General features: G+C 69.0%; 18 protein-coding genes and 1 pseudogene. 13 read left to right on the top strand and 6 right to left on the bottom strand.

Annotated features, from left to right (window positions below):
* Nucleotides 1-16: 16 nt before the first annotated feature.
* The 4 genes from pcnB (at nucleotide 17) to QTI33_RS29525 (ending at nucleotide 3,837) form a co-directional block, all read left to right on the top strand.
* On the top strand, nucleotides 17-1,609 hold the full coding sequence (gene pcnB / locus QTI33_RS29540; RefSeq protein ID WP_286510060.1) for a polynucleotide adenylyltransferase PcnB: 1,593 nt from the start codon (nucleotides 17-19) through the stop codon (nucleotides 1,607-1,609).
* Entirely contained in the window at nucleotides 1,610-2,068 is a 459-nt protein-coding gene (gene folK, locus QTI33_RS29535; RefSeq protein ID WP_286510058.1) for a 2-amino-4-hydroxy-6-hydroxymethyldihydropteridine diphosphokinase, read from the top strand.
* A gap of 95 nt (nucleotides 2,069-2,163) precedes the next feature.
* A complete protein-coding gene (locus QTI33_RS29530; RefSeq protein ID WP_286510057.1) occupies nucleotides 2,164-2,808 on the top strand; it encodes a DUF47 domain-containing protein in 645 nt (214 codons plus the stop codon).
* A gap of 18 nt (nucleotides 2,809-2,826) precedes the next feature.
* Entirely contained in the window at nucleotides 2,827-3,837 is a 1,011-nt protein-coding gene (locus tag QTI33_RS29525; RefSeq protein WP_286510056.1) for an inorganic phosphate transporter, read from the top strand.
* Nucleotide 3,838: 1 nt separating this feature from the next.
* On the opposite strand, the gene QTI33_RS29520 is transcribed toward QTI33_RS29525, so the two are convergent.
* Entirely contained in the window at nucleotides 3,839-4,285 is a 447-nt protein-coding gene (locus QTI33_RS29520) for a TM2 domain-containing protein (protein ID WP_286510055.1), read from the bottom strand.
* Nucleotides 4,282-4,803, bottom strand: coding sequence for a GNAT family N-acetyltransferase (locus tag QTI33_RS29515; RefSeq protein WP_286510054.1), 522 nt, complete (start codon nucleotides 4,801-4,803; stop codon nucleotides 4,282-4,284). The genes QTI33_RS29520 and QTI33_RS29515 overlap by 4 nt, the downstream gene beginning before the upstream one ends.
* A gap of 164 nt (nucleotides 4,804-4,967) precedes the next feature.
* Here QTI33_RS29515 and rpsP point away from each other — a divergent pair, with 164 nt between their 5' ends.
* The 7 genes from rpsP to hisC all read left to right on the top strand — a co-directional run bounded on the left by rpsP (nucleotide 4,968) and on the right by hisC (nucleotide 10,098).
* Nucleotides 4,968-5,231, top strand: a complete 264-nt coding sequence (gene rpsP, locus QTI33_RS29510; RefSeq protein WP_028248676.1) for a 30S ribosomal protein S16 — start codon at nucleotides 4,968-4,970, stop codon at nucleotides 5,229-5,231.
* A gap of 15 nt (nucleotides 5,232-5,246) precedes the next feature.
* Nucleotides 5,247-5,801, top strand: a complete 555-nt coding sequence (gene rimM, locus QTI33_RS29505; protein WP_286510053.1) for a ribosome maturation factor RimM — start codon at nucleotides 5,247-5,249, stop codon at nucleotides 5,799-5,801.
* A 28-nt stretch (nucleotides 5,802-5,829) separates the two neighbouring features.
* Nucleotides 5,830-6,576, top strand: coding sequence for a tRNA (guanosine(37)-N1)-methyltransferase TrmD (gene trmD, locus QTI33_RS29500; protein ID WP_286510051.1), 747 nt, complete (start codon nucleotides 5,830-5,832; stop codon nucleotides 6,574-6,576).
* Nucleotides 6,577-6,694: 118 nt separating this feature from the next.
* Nucleotides 6,695-7,078, top strand: coding sequence for a 50S ribosomal protein L19 (rplS, locus tag QTI33_RS29495; protein WP_286510050.1), 384 nt, complete (start codon nucleotides 6,695-6,697; stop codon nucleotides 7,076-7,078).
* 170 nt (nucleotides 7,079-7,248) lie between these two features.
* Complete coding sequence (locus tag QTI33_RS29490) at nucleotides 7,249-7,965, top strand: CoA pyrophosphatase (protein ID WP_286510048.1); 717 nt, start codon at nucleotides 7,249-7,251, stop codon at nucleotides 7,963-7,965.
* A 52-nt stretch (nucleotides 7,966-8,017) separates the two neighbouring features.
* A complete protein-coding gene (locus QTI33_RS29485) occupies nucleotides 8,018-9,019 on the top strand; it encodes a CobD/CbiB family protein (protein ID WP_286510047.1) in 1,002 nt (333 codons plus the stop codon).
* A complete protein-coding gene (gene hisC / locus QTI33_RS29480) occupies nucleotides 9,016-10,098 on the top strand; it encodes a histidinol-phosphate transaminase (protein ID WP_286510046.1) in 1,083 nt (360 codons plus the stop codon). Before QTI33_RS29485 ends, hisC begins: the two co-directional genes overlap by 4 nt.
* Nucleotides 10,099-10,101: 3 nt before the next feature.
* On the opposite strand, the gene rsgA is transcribed toward hisC, so the two are convergent.
* Genes rsgA through QTI33_RS29465 form a run of 3 tightly spaced genes read right to left on the bottom strand, consistent with a single transcriptional unit; the run spans nucleotide 10,102 to nucleotide 12,685 of the window.
* Nucleotides 10,102-11,097 (bottom strand): ribosome small subunit-dependent GTPase A, encoded by a 996-nt coding sequence (gene rsgA / locus QTI33_RS29475; protein ID WP_444814908.1) that lies wholly within the window; start codon nucleotides 11,095-11,097, stop codon nucleotides 10,102-10,104.
* Nucleotides 11,064-11,399 (bottom strand): 4a-hydroxytetrahydrobiopterin dehydratase, encoded by a 336-nt coding sequence (locus tag QTI33_RS29470; protein ID WP_286510044.1) that lies wholly within the window; start codon nucleotides 11,397-11,399, stop codon nucleotides 11,064-11,066. The genes rsgA and QTI33_RS29470 overlap by 34 nt, the downstream gene beginning before the upstream one ends.
* A gap of 14 nt (nucleotides 11,400-11,413) precedes the next feature.
* Nucleotides 11,414-12,685, bottom strand: a complete 1,272-nt coding sequence (locus QTI33_RS29465) for a M48 family metallopeptidase (protein ID WP_286510042.1) — start codon at nucleotides 12,683-12,685, stop codon at nucleotides 11,414-11,416.
* Nucleotides 12,686-12,803: 118 nt separating this feature from the next.
* Here QTI33_RS29465 and orn point away from each other — a divergent pair, with 118 nt between their 5' ends.
* Nucleotides 12,804-13,391 carry an oligoribonuclease gene (gene orn / locus QTI33_RS29460; RefSeq protein ID WP_286510041.1) on the top strand — a complete coding sequence of 196 codons (588 nt, stop codon included), beginning with the start codon at nucleotides 12,804-12,806 and terminating at the stop codon, nucleotides 13,389-13,391.
* Nucleotides 13,392-13,622: 231 nt separating this feature from the next.
* Nucleotides 13,623-15,524, top strand: coding sequence for a DEAD/DEAH box helicase (locus tag QTI33_RS29455; RefSeq protein WP_286510040.1), 1,902 nt, complete (start codon nucleotides 13,623-13,625; stop codon nucleotides 15,522-15,524).
* 83 nt (nucleotides 15,525-15,607) lie between these two features.
* Here the strand turns inward: QTI33_RS29455 and QTI33_RS29450 are convergent.
* A pseudogene (locus QTI33_RS29450) lies at nucleotides 15,608-15,819 on the bottom strand (UxaA family hydrolase); the annotation flags it as partial.

Here is a 15,819-nt window from a genome sequence, read left to right as displayed (position 1 = left end):
TCAAGCCCTCTCCCCAATGATCAAGAAATTCATCGACAAACTCCTCGGCAAATCCGGTGCTCCGGGCTCCGGCGGCAAGGCCCGCTTCGGCAAGCGGCAGGAGGTGGACGCCTCGGTCCACGGCATCGACCCGGCGCTGGTCGACGAGCGCGCCCGGAACGTGGTGACCACGCTGCAGCAGGCCGGCTACGAGGCCTACGTGGTCGGCGGCGCGGTGCGCGACCTGCTGCTGGGGCTGCGCCCCAAGGATTTCGACGTCGCCACCAATGCGACGCCGGAGCAGGTCAAGGGCCTGTTCCGGCGCGCCTTCATCATCGGCCGGCGCTTCCGCATCGTGCACGTGGTGTACGGGCGCGGGCGCGAGCACGAGGTGATCGAGGTCTCGACCTTCCGCGCCTACATGGACAACGCCGGCGCCGAGCAGGTGGCCGGCAACGAGCGCACCAGCAAGGGCGAACTCGCGGGCATGAAGCACGCCGTGGACGCCAGCGGCCGGGTGCTGCGCGACAACGTCTGGGGCCCGCAGGAAGAGGACGCCGCGCGCCGCGACTTCACGGTCAACGCGATGTACTACGACCCGGCCAGCCAGGTCGTGGTCGACTACCACAACGGCATCAAGGATGCGAAGAAGCTCACCTTGCGCATGATCGGCGACCCGATCACGCGCTACCGCGAAGACCCGGTGCGCATCATCCGCGCCATCCGCTTCTCGGCCAAGCTGGCGCAGCTGGGCTTCAAGCTCGAGCCCAAGACCGCGGCGCCGCTGGTCGAATCGAGCCGGCTGCTGGCCGACGTGCCGCAGAGCCGGCTGTTCGACGAGATGCTCAAGCTGCTGCAGACCGGCCACGCGGTGGCCACGGTGGCGCAGCTGCGCAAGCTCGGCCTCGCGACCGGCATCTATCCATTGCTCGACGTCGTGGTCGAGCGCGCCGACACGCCCTTCGTCCATGCCGCGCTGCAGGACACCGACCGCCGGGTCGGCGAGGGCAAGCCGGTGGCGCCGAGCTTCCTGCTGGCCTGCGTGCTGTGGGCCGACGTGCGCGACGGCTGGGCCCAGCGGGTCGAGGGTCGGCACGGCCAGCGCCCGCAGCCGCCGTTCCCGGCGCTGCAGGACGCGATCGACGATGTCTTCAACGCCCGCATCGGCGATGTCTCGGGCCGCGGCAAGCTGGCCGCCGACATGCGCGAGATCTGGATGATGCAGCCGCGCTTCGACAAGCGCAGCGGCAGCACGCCGCACAGCCTGGTCGAGCAGGCGCGCTTCCGTGCCGCCTTCGACTTCATGCGCCTGCGCGCCGACGTCGGCGAGGTCGGCGAGGCGATCGCCGAGTGGTGGCAGGAATTCAGCACCGCCGACGACATCCGCCGCCAGGACCTGATGGACCAGGTGCGCGACGAGCAGCACAAGAAGACCCGCCAGCGCGTGCCGGCCCGCGCGCCGGCCCCGGCGCCGGCCGAGCGCCGCGCCGGCGGCCCGGCCGAGGGCGAAGACGCCGACACCGCGCTGCCGCCCGACGGCGAGGTCTCGGATGCGCCGCGCAAGCGCCGCCGCCGGCGCAAGCCGCGCAGCGGCGGTGCCGGCGAGGCCGGCGGTGTGGCGGCGGAGTGAATGGACAGTAGGGCCTTCGTCGCGATCGGTGCCAATCTCGGCGACGCGCGCGAGACCGTGCTCCGGGCCATGGACGACCTCGACCGCTTGCCGCGTACCCGCGTCAGCGCCCGCTCGTCGCTCTACCGCAGCGCGCCGGTGAATGCGGGCGGCCCCGACTTCGTCAACGCGGTGGTGGCGCTCCAGACCGGGCTCGATCCGCACGCGCTGCTGGCCGAGCTGCAGCGCCTCGAAGCCGGTGCCGGCCGCGAGCGGCCCTATCGCAACGCCCCGCGCACCCTCGATCTCGACCTGCTGCGCCATGGCGACGCGGTGCTCGACACCCCGCAGCTGCGCCTGCCGCATCCGCGGCTGGCCGAGCGCGCCTTCGTCCTGCTGCCGTTGGCGGAAATCGCCCCGGAGCAGGTCACGTCCCAGCAACTCGCACAGGTGGCGGACCAGCGGATCGAGCGGCTCTGAAGGCCATTTCGGGCCCGCCCATTACACTTGCGCGGTTTTTCACGATGGCGTCACCGGCATGTGCTTGCGACGACCCATGAACCCAGGAGAGCGCCATGTTCGGCAAGCTGCTGCCCCGCGAGGGGAATTTTTTCGAGATGTTCAATCAGCACGCCGACCGCATCGTCGAAGCCGCGCGCGCGTTCGAGCAGCTCGTGGCCAACTACAACGACCTGCACCTGCGGGAGCAGTACAACCGCGACGTCGACAACGCCGAGCGGGCGGCCGACCGCGTGACGCATGACGTCAACCGGCTGATCCACAAGACCTTCATCACGCCGATCGACCGCGAGCAGATCCACAAGCTGATCAACACCATGGACGACGTCGCCGACCTGATCCAGGACTCGGCCGAGACCATGGCGCTCTACGACGTGCGCCACATGACCGAGGAGATCACGCGCCTCACCACGCTGAGCGTGAAGTGCTGCGAGCGGGTCAAGGACGCGGTCAAGTTCCTGTCGAAGATCACCGACCCGGCCACCGCCGAGGCCACGCTGAAGACCTGCGAGGAGATCGACCGGCTCGAATCCGATGCCGACCGCGTGATGCGCAGCGCCATGAGCAAGCTGTTCCGCGAGGAGCCCGACGTCCGCGAGGTGATCAAGCTCAAGGCGATCTACGAGCTGCTCGAAACCATCACCGACAAGTGCGAGGACGTCGCCAACGTCATCGAGGGCATCGTCCTCGAGAACTCCTGAAGCAACGGAATCCTTCGAATGGCAACGGTTCAGGTCGCCCTCTGGGTGGTGGTGGGTTTGGTCGCACTGGCCATCGCCTTCGATTTCATGAACGGCTTCCACGACGCGGCGAACTCGATCGCCACCGTGGTCTCGACCGGCGTTCTCAAGCCCGGCCAGGCCGTGGTGTTCGCGGCCTTCTTCAACCTGATCGCGATCTTCGTCTTCCACCTGAGCGTGGCGGCGACGATCGGCAAGGGCATCGTGCAGCCGGGCATCGTCGACGTGCACGTGGTGTTCGGCGCCCTGGTCGGCGCCATCAGCTGGAACCTGGTCACCTGGTACTACGGCATTCCGAGCAGCTCATCGCATGCGCTGATCGGCGGCATCGTGGGCGCGGTGATCGCCAAGGCCGGCTCGAGCTCGCTGATCGCGGCCGGCATCTGGAAGACGGTGGCCTTCATCTTCGTCTCGCCGCTGCTCGGTTTCCTGCTCGGCTCGTTCATGATGATCCTGGTGGCGTGGGTGTTCCGGCGCTCGACGCCGTCGCGCGTGGACCGGTGGTTCCGCACGCTGCAGCTGATCTCGGCCGGCGCCTACAGCCTCGGCCACGGCGGCAACGACGCCCAGAAGACCATCGGCATCATCTGGATGCTGCTGATCGCCACCGGCTACGCGGCCGCCGATTCGACGCTGCCGCCGACCTGGACCATCGTCGTGTGCTATGCAGCGATCTCGCTCGGCACCATGTTCGGCGGCTGGCGCATCGTCAAGACCATGGGCCAGAAGATCACCAAGCTCAAGCCGGTCGGCGGCTTCTGCGCCGAGACCGGCGGTGCGCTGACCCTGTTCCTGGCGACCGCGCTGGGCATCCCGGTGTCGACCACCCACACCATCACCGGCGCGATCGTCGGCGTCGGCTCGGTGCAGCGCGCCAGCGCGGTGCGCTGGGGCGTGGCCGGCAACATCGTCTGGGCCTGGGTGCTGACGATCCCGGCCTCGGCCTTCGTGGCGGCGATCGCCTACTGGATCGGCATCCAGGTCTTCTGAGTCACTGCGACATCCTCCGGCCGGCTTCGATCTCGTGCTCGAAGTAGCGCTGGAAGCTGAAGGCGATGCTGGCCATCAGGATCGTGCTGCCGAAGAACAGCGCCAGCACCACGGCGCCGATGGTCAGCCAGCTGGTGTTGCCGGCCGCCGCGTCGCCGCTGCGCCCGGCGTTGTAGCGCGCATTCCACTTCTCGGGCGTCATGAGCCCGTAGACGATGGCGGTCAGGGCGCAGCCCGCGATCGTGAAGCCCAGCAGGGGGAGCAAGGCCCAGCTCAGGCCGTCGTCGCTGCCGTACAGGCGCACCCGCTCGAGGCCGTAGAGGCCGAGCGCGGTCGGGATCGGCAGCAGCCAGCCGAGCAGGCTCGAGAAGCCACGCAGGTAGAAGCAGTGCAGCCCCAGCGGCCCGCCGAGGAAGGCCAGCCAGGCGGCCACGGTCTTGTTTTTCATTCCGGACGGGTGGTGCTGCCTTCGCCCAGCACTTTCTCCATCAGCACCACGTCGCGCCATTCGCCGAACTTCCAGCCGCAGTCCTTCAGCACGCCGACGTGGCTGAAGCCCTGGGCGCGGTGCACGCCGATCGAGCCGGCATTGGCCGAGTCGCCGATCACCGCGATCAGCTTGCGCACGCCCACCGCTTCGGCCGCCTGCGACAGCGCCGCCAGCAACTGGGCGCCGAGGCCCTGGCCGCGGGCGCCATCGGCCAGGTAGATCGAGTCCTCGGCCGAGAAGCGGTAGGCCGGGCGCGGCTTGAACCAGTTGCAGTAGGCGAAGCCGAGCAGCTCGCCGTCGCGTTCGGCCACCAGGTAGGGCAGGTTCTTCGACAGCACGTCGGCGCGGCGTGAGGCCATGTCGGCGGCGCTCGGCGGATCGGTCTCGAAGGTGCCCGTGCCGTGCAGCACGTGGTGGGCGTAGATGGCGGTGATGGCCGCGACGTCGGTGTCGCGGCTGGGGCGGATCTGGATCATTCGGGGGGTCTGGCGGGGCCAGCAATTGGAGAATCGGGAGAGCGGGCTATAATCATGGGCTTTTCAGCGTGTCGCTGGCCGGGTGGCCATGTCGCGTGTCTCGACGCTGAAAGAACACTGTGGGCGAACCTTGCGGGTTTGCTGCACCACCCCAAGGATAAATCATGGTCGTCATTCGACTCTCCCGCGGCGGTTCCAAAGGCCGTCCGTTCTTCAACATCGTCGTGTCGGACAAGCGCGTTCGCCGCGATGGCCGCTTCATCGAGCGCCTGGGTTTCTACAACCCGACCGCCAAGGAAAACGAGGAAAGCATCCGCATCGCCCAGGACCGCCTGACCTACTGGAAGAGCGTCGGCGCGCAAGCCTCGCCCACGGTCACCCGCCTGATCAAGCAAGCCGCTGCCGCGGCCCCCAAGGCCGCGGCCTAAGCTGTAGCCGAGGCGATGCTGCCCACCCTCGAAGCCGCCGAATTGCCGGCGGATGCGATCGAAGTCGGGCGCATCGCCGATGCCTGGGGCATCAAGGGCTGGTTCAAGGTCCTGCCCCACAGCGCCGAACCCGAGGCGCTGTTCTCTTCCAAGCGATGGTTGCTCCAGCCCCCGGGCGCAGCGGGCAGCCAGGCGTTCAAGCTCGCGATCCGCGAAGCCAAGGAACATTCCGACGTCATCGTCGCCTCGTCCGAAGACGTGCCCGACCGCAATGCGGCCGAGGCGCTGCGCGGCGCGCGCGTGTTCGTGCCGCGCTCCAGCTTCCCGACCGCCGGCGACGACGAGTACTACTGGGTCGACCTGATCGGCCTGGCGGTGGTCAACCGTGAAGGCGTGGCGCTCGGCAGCGTGCGCGAGCTGCTGGCCTCGGGCCCGCAGACCACGCTGGTGCTCGATGCGACCGAGGACGGCAAGCCGGTCGAGCGCATGGTGCCCTTCGTCTCGGCCTTCGTCGACAAGGTCGACCTGGCGGGTCGGCTGATCACGGTCGACTGGCAGCCCGACTACTGAGCCGTCCAGGCCCGGCCCCGGTGCCGCCATGCGCTTCGACGTCATCACTCTCTTCCCCGAGCTGTTCGCGCCTTTTCTGGCGAGCGGCGTGACGCGCCGCGCCTACGAATCGAAGCAGGTCGAGGTGGTGCTGTGGAACCCGCGCGACTTCGCCGAGGGCAACTACCGGCGCATCGACGACCGCCCCTTCGGCGGCGGCCCCGGCATGGTCATGATGGCCGAGCCGCTGTCGGCCTGCCTCGACGCGGCGCTGGCCGCCCGCGGCGCCGCGGCCCCGGTGCTGCTGTTCTCGCCGATCGGCGAGACCCTGCGCCATCCGCAGGTCGAGCAATGGGCGGGCGGCGAGGGCGCGGTGCTGGTCTGCGGCCGCTACGAGGGCATCGACCAGCGCTTCATCGACGCTCGCGTCACGCACCAGCTGAGCCTGGGCGACTTCGTCCTCTCCGGCGGCGAGATTCCGGCCATGGCGCTGCTCGATGCGGTGGCGCGGCTGCAGCCCGGCGTGCTCGGCGACCAGGCCAGCCACGTGCAGGACAGCTTCAATCCGGCGCTCGACGGCCTGCTCGACTGCCCGCACTACACCCGTCCCGAGCAATGGCGCGGCGAGGGCGTGCCGGCGCCGCTGATGTCGGGCCACCATGTCCAGATCGAGCGCTGGCGCCGCGACCAGCGGCTCGCCATCACCCGCGACAAGCGGCCCGATCTGATCGACGCGGCCAGGCAGGCCGGCCGCCTCGGCGCGATCGACGAGAAGACGCTCAAAAAAAAGCTATAATCCTCGGTTCCCCGATCCTCTGGCCGGCCGCGCCGGGTTCAGTGAAGCGACCCCAGGTCGCGCCATCGAGCCCACAGCGCCTTTTGTGTAGCGCGGACAAGATCGAACTCAGGACATCATGAACCTCATCCAGACCCTCGAGCAGGAAGAAATCGCCCGGCTCAACAAGCAGATTCCCGATTTCATGCCCGGTGACACGGTCATCGTCAGCGTGAACGTCGTCGAAGGCTCGCGCAAGCGCCTGCAAGCCTACGAAGGCGTCGTGATCGCCAAGCGCAACCGTGGCCTCAACAGCGGCTTCATCGTGCGCAAGATCTCCAGCGGCGAAGGCGTGGAGCGCACGTTCCAGACCTACAGCCCGCTGATCGCCAAGATCGAAGTCAAGCGCCGCGGCGACGTCCGCCGCGCCAAGCTGTACTACCTGCGCGAGCGCAGCGGCCGTTCGGCACGCATCAAGGAAAAGCTGCCGGGCAAGGCCCCCTCCGCAGCGGCTGCAAAATAAGCAGCGCGCCCTTGCCGTGCAGAAAGCCGCCGTCCGAGGCGGCTTTTTGCATTGGCGCCGAGCGCGGACGGACTGTTCGTGATTTAGTTGTCGGCCCCTGGTCATCGCGCCGGGGCTTTTTGCGTTTTTACTCGTCGAGACCCATTTTTTTGACCACATCACCGCCGGCCATGCGCGCCTCTCCCGTCGAAGTCATCAACGCCGTCGTCCCGCCGGCCTTGCAGTCCTTCGACCCGCGCGAGGTGCCGCCGATCGGTGTCGACAGCGGCCTGCCCGCGGTGGATCCGGCGCAGCTCGGGGCCCGGGCCTTGCGCGCGCGCTTCGCCACGCCGCCCGACTGGACGCCCGAGGTGCGGCGCGAGCCGCGCATGTTCGACCGCGCGCCGGCGCAGGCCGCGGTGCTGGTGCCGATCGTGATGCGGGAGCAGCCGACGGTGCTGCTGACCGAGCGCAGCTCGCACCTGAAGAACCACTCGGGGCAGGTCGCCTTCCCCGGCGGGCGGGTCGACCCCGAGGACGCCAACACCGCCGCCGCGGCGCTGCGCGAGGCCTGGGAGGAGGTCGGCCTGTCGGCCGACTACATCGAGGTCCTCGGCAGCCTGCCGACCTACACCACGGTCACCTCGTTCATCGTGACGCCGGTGGTGGCGCTGGTGCGACCGGGCTTCGAGTTGAACCTCAATTCCTATGAGGTCGAGGCGGCCTTCGAGGTGCCGTTCGCCTTCCTGATGGATCCCGCCAACCATCGCCGCCATGCCATGGTCGGCGAGGACGCGACGGCGCGCGAGTGGCTGTCGATGCCCTACCAGGACGGGCCGCACGAGCGCTTCGTCTGGGGCGCGACCGCCGGCATGCTGCGCAACCTCTACCGCTTCCTCAGCGCTTGAGCGGGGGCGCGGGGCGTCCGGATCGCCCCGGGGCAGTCGCTATCATCGAGCAATGAGCTTCTTTGCGATCCTCTGCGCGTTGCTGATCGAGCAGGTGCGCCCGCTGGCCTACCACAACCCCGTCTACGGCGGCGTGCTGGCGTGGACGCGTTGGACCAGCCGCAATTTCGATGCCGGCAAGCCGCACCACGGCTGGGTCGCGTGGTCGCTCGCGGTGGGGGTGCCGACCTTGCTGGCGCTGGCGGTCCATTGGGCGTTGATCCTCACGCTGGGGCTGCCCTTCGCGGTGCTGTGGAGCATCGCGCTGCTCTACGTCACGCTGGGCTTTCGCCAGTTCAGCCACCATTTCACCGGCATCCGTGATGCCCTCGACGAAGGCGACGAGCCGCTGGCGCGATCGCTGCTGGCCCACTGGCAGCAGGTCGAGGCAGCCAACCTGCCGCGCAGCGAGATCGTGCGCCACGTGATCGAGCATTCGGTGATCGCGGCGCATCGGCACGTGTTCGGCGTGCTGGCCTGGTTCTCGATCCTCGCGGCGGTCGGCCTCGGGCCGGCCGGTGCGGTCTTCTATCGCATGAGCGAATTCGTCTCGCGCTACTGGGCCCACAAGAACGGCGCCTCGATGCAGCCCTCCAGCATCTGGGTCCAGCAGGCCGCGGGCCGCGCCTGGGGCGTCATCGACTGGTTGCCGGCGCGGATCACGGCGCTGGGCTTCGCGGTGGTCGGCAGCTTCGAGGAGGCGATCGATTGCTGGCGCAACGACGCCCGCCGCTTCCCGAACGGCAACGACGGCGTGATCCTGGCGGCCACCTCCGGCGCGGTCAACGTGAGCCTCGGCGGCGGCACGCTGAGCACGGTCCCGGTCAACGATCCGCTGTCGCGCGCCCAGGCCGGGGAGTCGTTCGCCGGGGGCGCCTTGCCCGATGGCGGCAGCACGCCCGGGCGCGAACCCGAGCCCGGCCACCTGCGCAGCGTCGTCGGCCTGGTCTGGCGCTCGGTCGTGATGTGGATGGTGCTGCTGGCGCTGCTGACGCTCGCCCGCCTGCTCGGATGACGCCGTCTTTCTGGAGCCCGCGCATCGCGGCGCTCGAGCCCTACGTGCCGGGCGAGCAGCCGCGCATCGCCAACCTGGTCAAGCTCAACACCAACGAGAACCCGTACCCGCCGTCGCCGCGCACGATCGATGCGATCCAGCGCGCCGCCGAGTCGGGGCTGGAGCGTTATCCGGACCCTGAGTCGACCGTGCTGCGCGAGGCGATCGCCGCCCGCCACGGGCTCGACATCCGGCAGGTGTTCGTCGGCAACGGCTCGGACGAGGTGCTGGCGCATGCCTTCTTCGCGTTCTTCCAGCAGGACGCGCCGCTGCTGCTGCCGGACATCACCTACAGCTTCTACCGCGTCTACGCGCAGCTCTACGGCATCGCCTGCGCGCTGCAGCCGGTCGACGAGGCGCTGCGCATCGACGCCGACGCGCTGGCCGAGCGGGCCAGGGCGGGCTGCGGCGGCATCGTGGTCGCCAACCCGAACGCACCGACCGGCCGCGGATTGCCGCTGGCGCAGATCGAGACGCTGCTGGCGGCCTGCCCCGAGCGCGTGGTGCTGGTCGACGAGGCCTACGTCGATTTCGGCGGCCAGAGCGCACTGCCGCTGGTGGCCCGCCATCCGAACCTGCTGGTGGTGCAGACGCTGTCGAAGTCGCGCTCGCTGGCTGGGCTGCGGGTCGGCTTCGCCTGCGGGCAGGCGCCGTTGATCGACGGGCTGCAGCGGGTCAAGAACAGCTTCAATTCGTACCCGATCGACCGCCTCGCCAGCGCCGGCGCCGTGGCCGCGCTCGAGGACGAGGCCTGGTTCGCGAAGACCCGCGATGCCGTGATCGACACCCGCGAAGGCCTGGCGCTGCAGCTCGAGGACCTGGGCTTCGAGGTGCTGCCTTCGCAGGCCAACTTTCTTTTCGTGCGCCATCCCGCGCACGATGCGGCGGCCCTGGCGGCGGCGTTGCGCGCCCGCGCGGTGCTGGTGCGCCATTTCGCCCAGCCGCGCATCGCGCAGTACCTGCGCATCAGCGTCGGCACCCGGGAGCAGTGCGGTGCGCTGGTCGAGGCGCTGGGCGAGATCCTGGGCGGATCTTCCTAGCGCTCAGTACCTGGTCTGGCTGAGCTCGGCGAACAGCTCGCCGTAGATGCGGTAGCGCGAGGCGCTGATCGTCCCGGCCTGCGTCGCCGACTCGACCTGGGCGATGACGCCGCAGCCCGGCTCGTGCAGGTGGCTGCAGTTGTAGAACTTGCAGGCCGTGGCTTCCTGCGCGATGTCGGGCATCAGGTGGGCGAGCTGCATCGGCGCGATGTGGTGCAGCCCGAATTCCTGGAAGCCCGGCGAGTCGATCAGCGCGGTCGTGCGCGCCGGGTCGACCCAGTACCAGGTGGTGCTGGTGGTGGTGTGCTTGCCGGAATTCAGCGCTTGCGAGATTTCGCCGGTCAGCGCGCTGGCGCCGGGCACCAGCAGGTTGATCAGCGTGCTCTTGCCGGCGCCCGAGGGGCCCAGCACCAGCGTCACCTTGCCCGCCAGCAATTCGGTCAGCTCGCCATGGCCGGCGCCGCCGTCGGCCTTGAGCGACATCGGCAGCACGCGATAGCCCATGCGGCGGTAGGGCTCCAGCCGCTTCGAGGCGCGCTCGAAGGGCACCGCCAGGTCGCTCTTGTTCAGCGCGATGACCGGCGTGATGCGCTCGGCGCCGGCTGCGATCAGGGCGCGCGTCAGCTGGGTTTCCGAGAATTCGGGCTCGGCCGCGATCAGGATCAGCACCTGGTCGAGGTTGGCCGCGAAGGACTTGGTGCGGATCTCGTCCTGGCGATAGAACAGGTTCTTGCGCGGCAGCACGCGCTCGATCGTGCCCTCGTCCTCGCTGGCCTGCCATTGCACGCGGTCGCCGACCAGGGCCTGGCTCTTCTTGCCGCGCGGATGGCAGATCAGGCGCGTGCCGTCGGGGGTCTCGACCATGCAGTGGCGGCCGTGGCTGGCGACCACCAGCCCGTCGTGGAGGGCTGCGCCGGTGCTGCCGCCGCGCTGCTGCTTAGCCAAGGGCGCTTTCCATGCGGAAATCAGGCGAGCAGGGCATCGGCCTGGCCCGCGCACTCGAAGTCGGTCGCCGAGAGGCCGCCGACGTCGTGCGTGTTGAAGCGCACCACGCAGCGGTTGTAGTGCACCGAGAGGTCGGGGTGGTGGTCGTGCCGGTGGGCCACCAGCGCCAGCGCATTGACGAAGGCGATGGTCTCGAAGTAGTTGGCGAAGGCGAAGCGCTTCTCGATCGCGACGTCCGGGCCGTCGCCCGTGAGTTTCCAACCCTCGAGCCGCGACAGTGCGGCGACGATCTCGGTGGCGCTCAGCGCCCGGCGCGCCTGGGTCTTCCAGTCTTTGGTTTTCAGCATGCTGCTCATGGTCGGCTTTCGGTTCAGGCGGCCGCCATGCGGGCGAGGCGCTCGGAGGCCGGCGGATGCGAGTAGTAGAACTTCACGAACAGCGGGTCGGGCGTCAAGGTCGACGCGTTGTCCTGGTAGAGCTTGAGCAGGGCCGCCGACAGGTCGGCGCCGCTGGTCTGCGCGATGGCATAGGCGTCGGCCTCGAACTCGTGCTTGCGCGACACCAGCACCGGCAGCGGTGCGACGAAAAAGCCGAACACCGGCAGCGCGAGCATGAACAGCAGGATCGCCAGCGCGTCGTTGGGCGCCAGCAGGTTGGGCTGCACGCCCAGGCCGGTGTAGAACCAGCTGTGCGCCGAGAGCCAGCCGAGCAGCGCGAAGCCGGCCAGGCTCAGGGCGAACATCGCGACCATGCGCTTCATCACGTGCTTGTGGCGGAAGTGCCCCAGCTCGTGGGCCAGCACGGCCTCGACCTCGCCGGCACTGAGCTGGCGCAGCAGCGTGTCGTAGAAGACCACCCGCTTGCTGGCGCCGAAGCCGGTGAAGTAGGCGTTGGCGTGGGCGCTGCGGGTGCTGCCGTCCATCACGAACAGGCCCTTGGCGGCGAAGCCGCAGCGCTGCATGAGCGCATTGACGCGCTCCTTCAGGGCGAGGTCGTCGAGCGGCTTGAACTTGTTGAAGATCGGCGCGATGAAGGTCGGATAGACCAGCATCAGCAGCAGGTTGAAGCCCATCCACGCGGCCCAGGCCCACAGCCACCACAGCTTGCCGGCGGCGCCCATGAGCCAGAGGATCAGCGCCGCGATCGGCAGGCCGATCAGCGCCCCGAGCAGCACGCCCTTGGCCGCGTCCGTGAGCCACAGGCGCCAGGTCATCTTGTTGAAGCCGAAGCGCTCCTCCAGCCTGAAGGTCTGCCACAGCGTGAAGGGCAGTTCGGCCAGGCCGCCGATCAGCGCGAAGGCGGCCAGCAGCGCGAGCTGCTGCCACATGCCGCCGCCCAGCAGGTCGAGCAGCAGGCGGTTCAGCAGGTCGAGCCCGCCGAACAGGGTCCAGGCCAGGAGCACGGCCGCGCCCCAGGCCAGTTCGAGCAGGCCGAAGCGGGTCTTGGCGACCGTGTAGTCGGCGGCCTTCTGGTGGGCGTCCAGCGTGATGGCCTGCCGGAAGGCGGCCGGCACGGCATGGCGGTGGCGCGCGACGTGGCGCACCTGGCGGCTGGCGAGCCAGAACTTCACGACCAGGCCCGCGACCAGCGCGAGCGCGAAGGCCATCGTGAGGAGGAGGGAGGCGGGCAGGGGGCTGGGCATGGCGGCCGAGTTTAGCCCCCTGCCTGCCGGGTCTCCTGCCGGGCGCGCCGGTCGGCCTGCTGTCAGCAGGGGCGTCCGGCGCGCCGGGCGGCGCCGGGCCATCGACGACAATCGCCCGATGCCCGAAACCACCGAACCGACCGCCCCCGCCACGCTCAAGAAGAGCGACCAGAACCTCGTCTGGCTCGACTGCGAGATGAGCGGCCTGGACCCCGAGAAAGAGCGCCTGCTGGAGATCGCGGTGGTCGTCACCGGACCCGACCTGACACCCCGCATCGAGGGGCCGGTGCTGGTGATCCACCAGAGCGACGCGCTGCTCGACGCCATGGACGCCTGGAACAAGGGCACGCACGGGCGCAGCGGGCTGATCGACAAGGTCAAGGCCTCGACGGTCGACGAGGCGGCGGCCGAGAAGGAGCTGATGCAGTTCATCTCGCGCTACATCCCCAAGAGCGGCTCGCCGATGTGCGGCAACACGATCGGCCAGGACCGGCGCTTCCTGGTCAAGTACATGCCCAAGCTGGAGGCCTATTTCCACTACCGGAACCTGGACGTCAGCACGCTCAAGGAACTCGCCAAGCGCTGGAAGCCGGCCGCCTACAACGGCTTCAAGAAGCAGCAGGCCCACACCGCGCTGGCCGATGTCCACGAGTCGATCGAGGAACTCGCGCACTACCGGGACACCTTCCTCAAGCTCCAGGATTGAAGATTAGGTAAAAACCCCGATTCATGCCATAATTCGAGGCTTCGCTGAACAGCCTTCAGCGTTTTCTTGCATCTCCCTATCTTGCACATCGCGCCCGAGTCACGCTGAGTGACTGAATCACGGGCCGCAGCCCCGACGAGAGTCGACGGCTGAACGTCGTTGGATGGTTGATGTTTTTCACCACCCGACGGGGCGCCGCCTGCGGCAGCGCTCGCGTTTGAGATTGAATCAATGACCGACGCTTTTGAAGCGCAGGGCGAGTTCGCGCCTGTGCAATCCGATGATTTCGCTGTTTCCCCCGTGATCAGCGAGTCGCTTTCCGTTGCCGCCGAAGTGCCCGAGCTCGAGGCCCTGGACGCGGTCGAGACCGCCGCCGAACCCAAGCTGCCGAACGGCTTCATCAAGCTGGGCCTGGCGCCCGAGCTGATCGCCGCGGTCGAGGACCTGGGCTTCACCCAGCCAACCACCGTGCAGGAGCAGGTGATTCCGCGCGCCATGACCGCCAGCGGCGGTGCCGATGGCGCCACCCGCTTCGTCGACCTGATGGTGTCGAGCCAGACCGGCAGCGGCAAGACCGCCGCCTTCCTGCTGCCCGTGCTGCACACCCTGCTGCAGCGCCAGGCCGAAGCCGAAGCCGCCAGCAGGGCCGAGTTCCAGCGCCTGGCCGCCGAAGCCGCCGCCCGCGGCGAAGCGCCGCCCAAGAAGCCCAAGCGCAAGGACCCGACCAATTCGCGCCACTTCAAGGCCGCCACGCCCGGCGCCCTGATCCTGTGCCCGACGCGCGAGCTGGCCCAGCAGGTGGCGCACGACGCCATCGACCTGGTCAAGCATTGCCGCGGCCTGCGCATCGCCAACGTGGTGGGCGGCATGCCCTACCAGCTGCAGATCGCCAAGCTCCAGAACGCCGACCTCGTGGTCGCCACGCCGGGCCGCCTGCTCGACCTGCAGCGCTCGATGCAGATCAAGCTCGACCAGGTCAAGTTCCTGGTGGTCGACGAAGCCGACCGCATGCTCGACCTCGGCTTCTCCGACGACCTGGCCGAAGTCAACCAGCTCACGATCGAACGCCAGCAGACCATGATGTTCAGCGCCACCTTCGCGCCGCGCATCCAGCAGCTGGCCCAGCGCGTGATGCGCGAGCCGCAGCGCGTGACCATCGACAGCCCGCAGGAAAAGCACGCCAACATCAAGCAGAGCCTGTTCTGGGCCGACAACATGCAGCACAAGCGCAAGCTGCTCGACCACTGGCTGCGCGACACGACCATCAACCAGGCGATCGTGTTCGCCAGCACGCAAGTCGAGTGCGACGGCCTCGCCAACGACCTGCAGCAGGACGGCTTCAGCGCTGTCGCGCTGCACGGCGCCCTGAGCCAGGGCCTGCGCAACCGCCGCCTGATGGCGCTGCGCCAGGGCCAGGTGCAGATCCTGGTGGCGACCGACGTGGCTGCGCGCGGCATCGACGTGCCGACCATCACGCACGTCTTCAACTACGGCCTGCCGATGAAGGCCGAGGACTACACCCACCGCATCGGTCGCACCGGCCGTGCCGGCCGCGACGGCCTGGCGATCACCTTCGCCGAGCAGCGCGACCGCCGCCGGATCTTCGACATCGAGGGCTACACCCGCCAGCAGTTCAAGTCCGAGGTGATCCCGGGTCTCGAGCCGCAGCAGCGTGCGCCGCAATCGCGCCCGCCGCAGGGCGACTTCCGCGGCCGCGACAGCCGTGACAACCATTCGCGCGACCGCAAGTTCGGCGGCGGCGGTGGCCATCGCGGCGGCAATGGCGGCGGCTTCGGCGGCGGCAGCAACTACGCCGGTGCCAGCGGCTTCAACGACCGCAATGCACGCGGCCCGGGCGCCGGTGCACCGCGCGGCTTCCAGAATGCGGGCAATGCCGGTTTCGGCGGCGGCCGCGATGAAGGCGGCGGTGGCTACGGCCGCAAGCCGGGCTGGGGCGACAGCGCCCCGCGCGGCGGCGGCTTCGGTGGTGGCGGCGCCGGTCGTGGCGAGGGCTTCGCGCCGCGCGGCCATGGCGACGGCTTCGCGCCCCGCGGCCATGGCGGCGGCGGTGGCGGCAAGGTGTTCGTGCCGCGCGATGCGCAGAAGCCGCGCGGCTTCAAGCCGACGCGTTGAGCGCATGCCGAGCGGCGCAAGTCGCCGCTCGCTGCCAAGAAAAAAGCCCGCCGGTGTGCGGGCTTTTTTGCGTTCTGAAGGTCTCAGGTCACAGGCGCCGGATTGAACAGCACCAGCGCGTTGTGCAGCTTCCACTGCTCGGCCCAGGTCTTCCTGCGGCCGCTGGCGACGTCGAGCATGAGCCTGAACAGCTCCCAGCCCACATCTTCGATGCTGGCCTCGCCGTCGGCGATGCGCCCGGCGTTGACGTCCATCAGGTCGTGCCAGCGGCGCGCCAGGTCGCTGCGGGTGGCGA

This window comes from Variovorax davisae, assembly GCF_030316845.1.
GTDB lineage: Bacteria > Pseudomonadota > Gammaproteobacteria > Burkholderiales > Burkholderiaceae_C > Variovorax > Variovorax davisae.
Note: the sequence above shows the minus strand (reverse complement) of the source record. Positions and strands in the feature narration are given on the sequence as shown.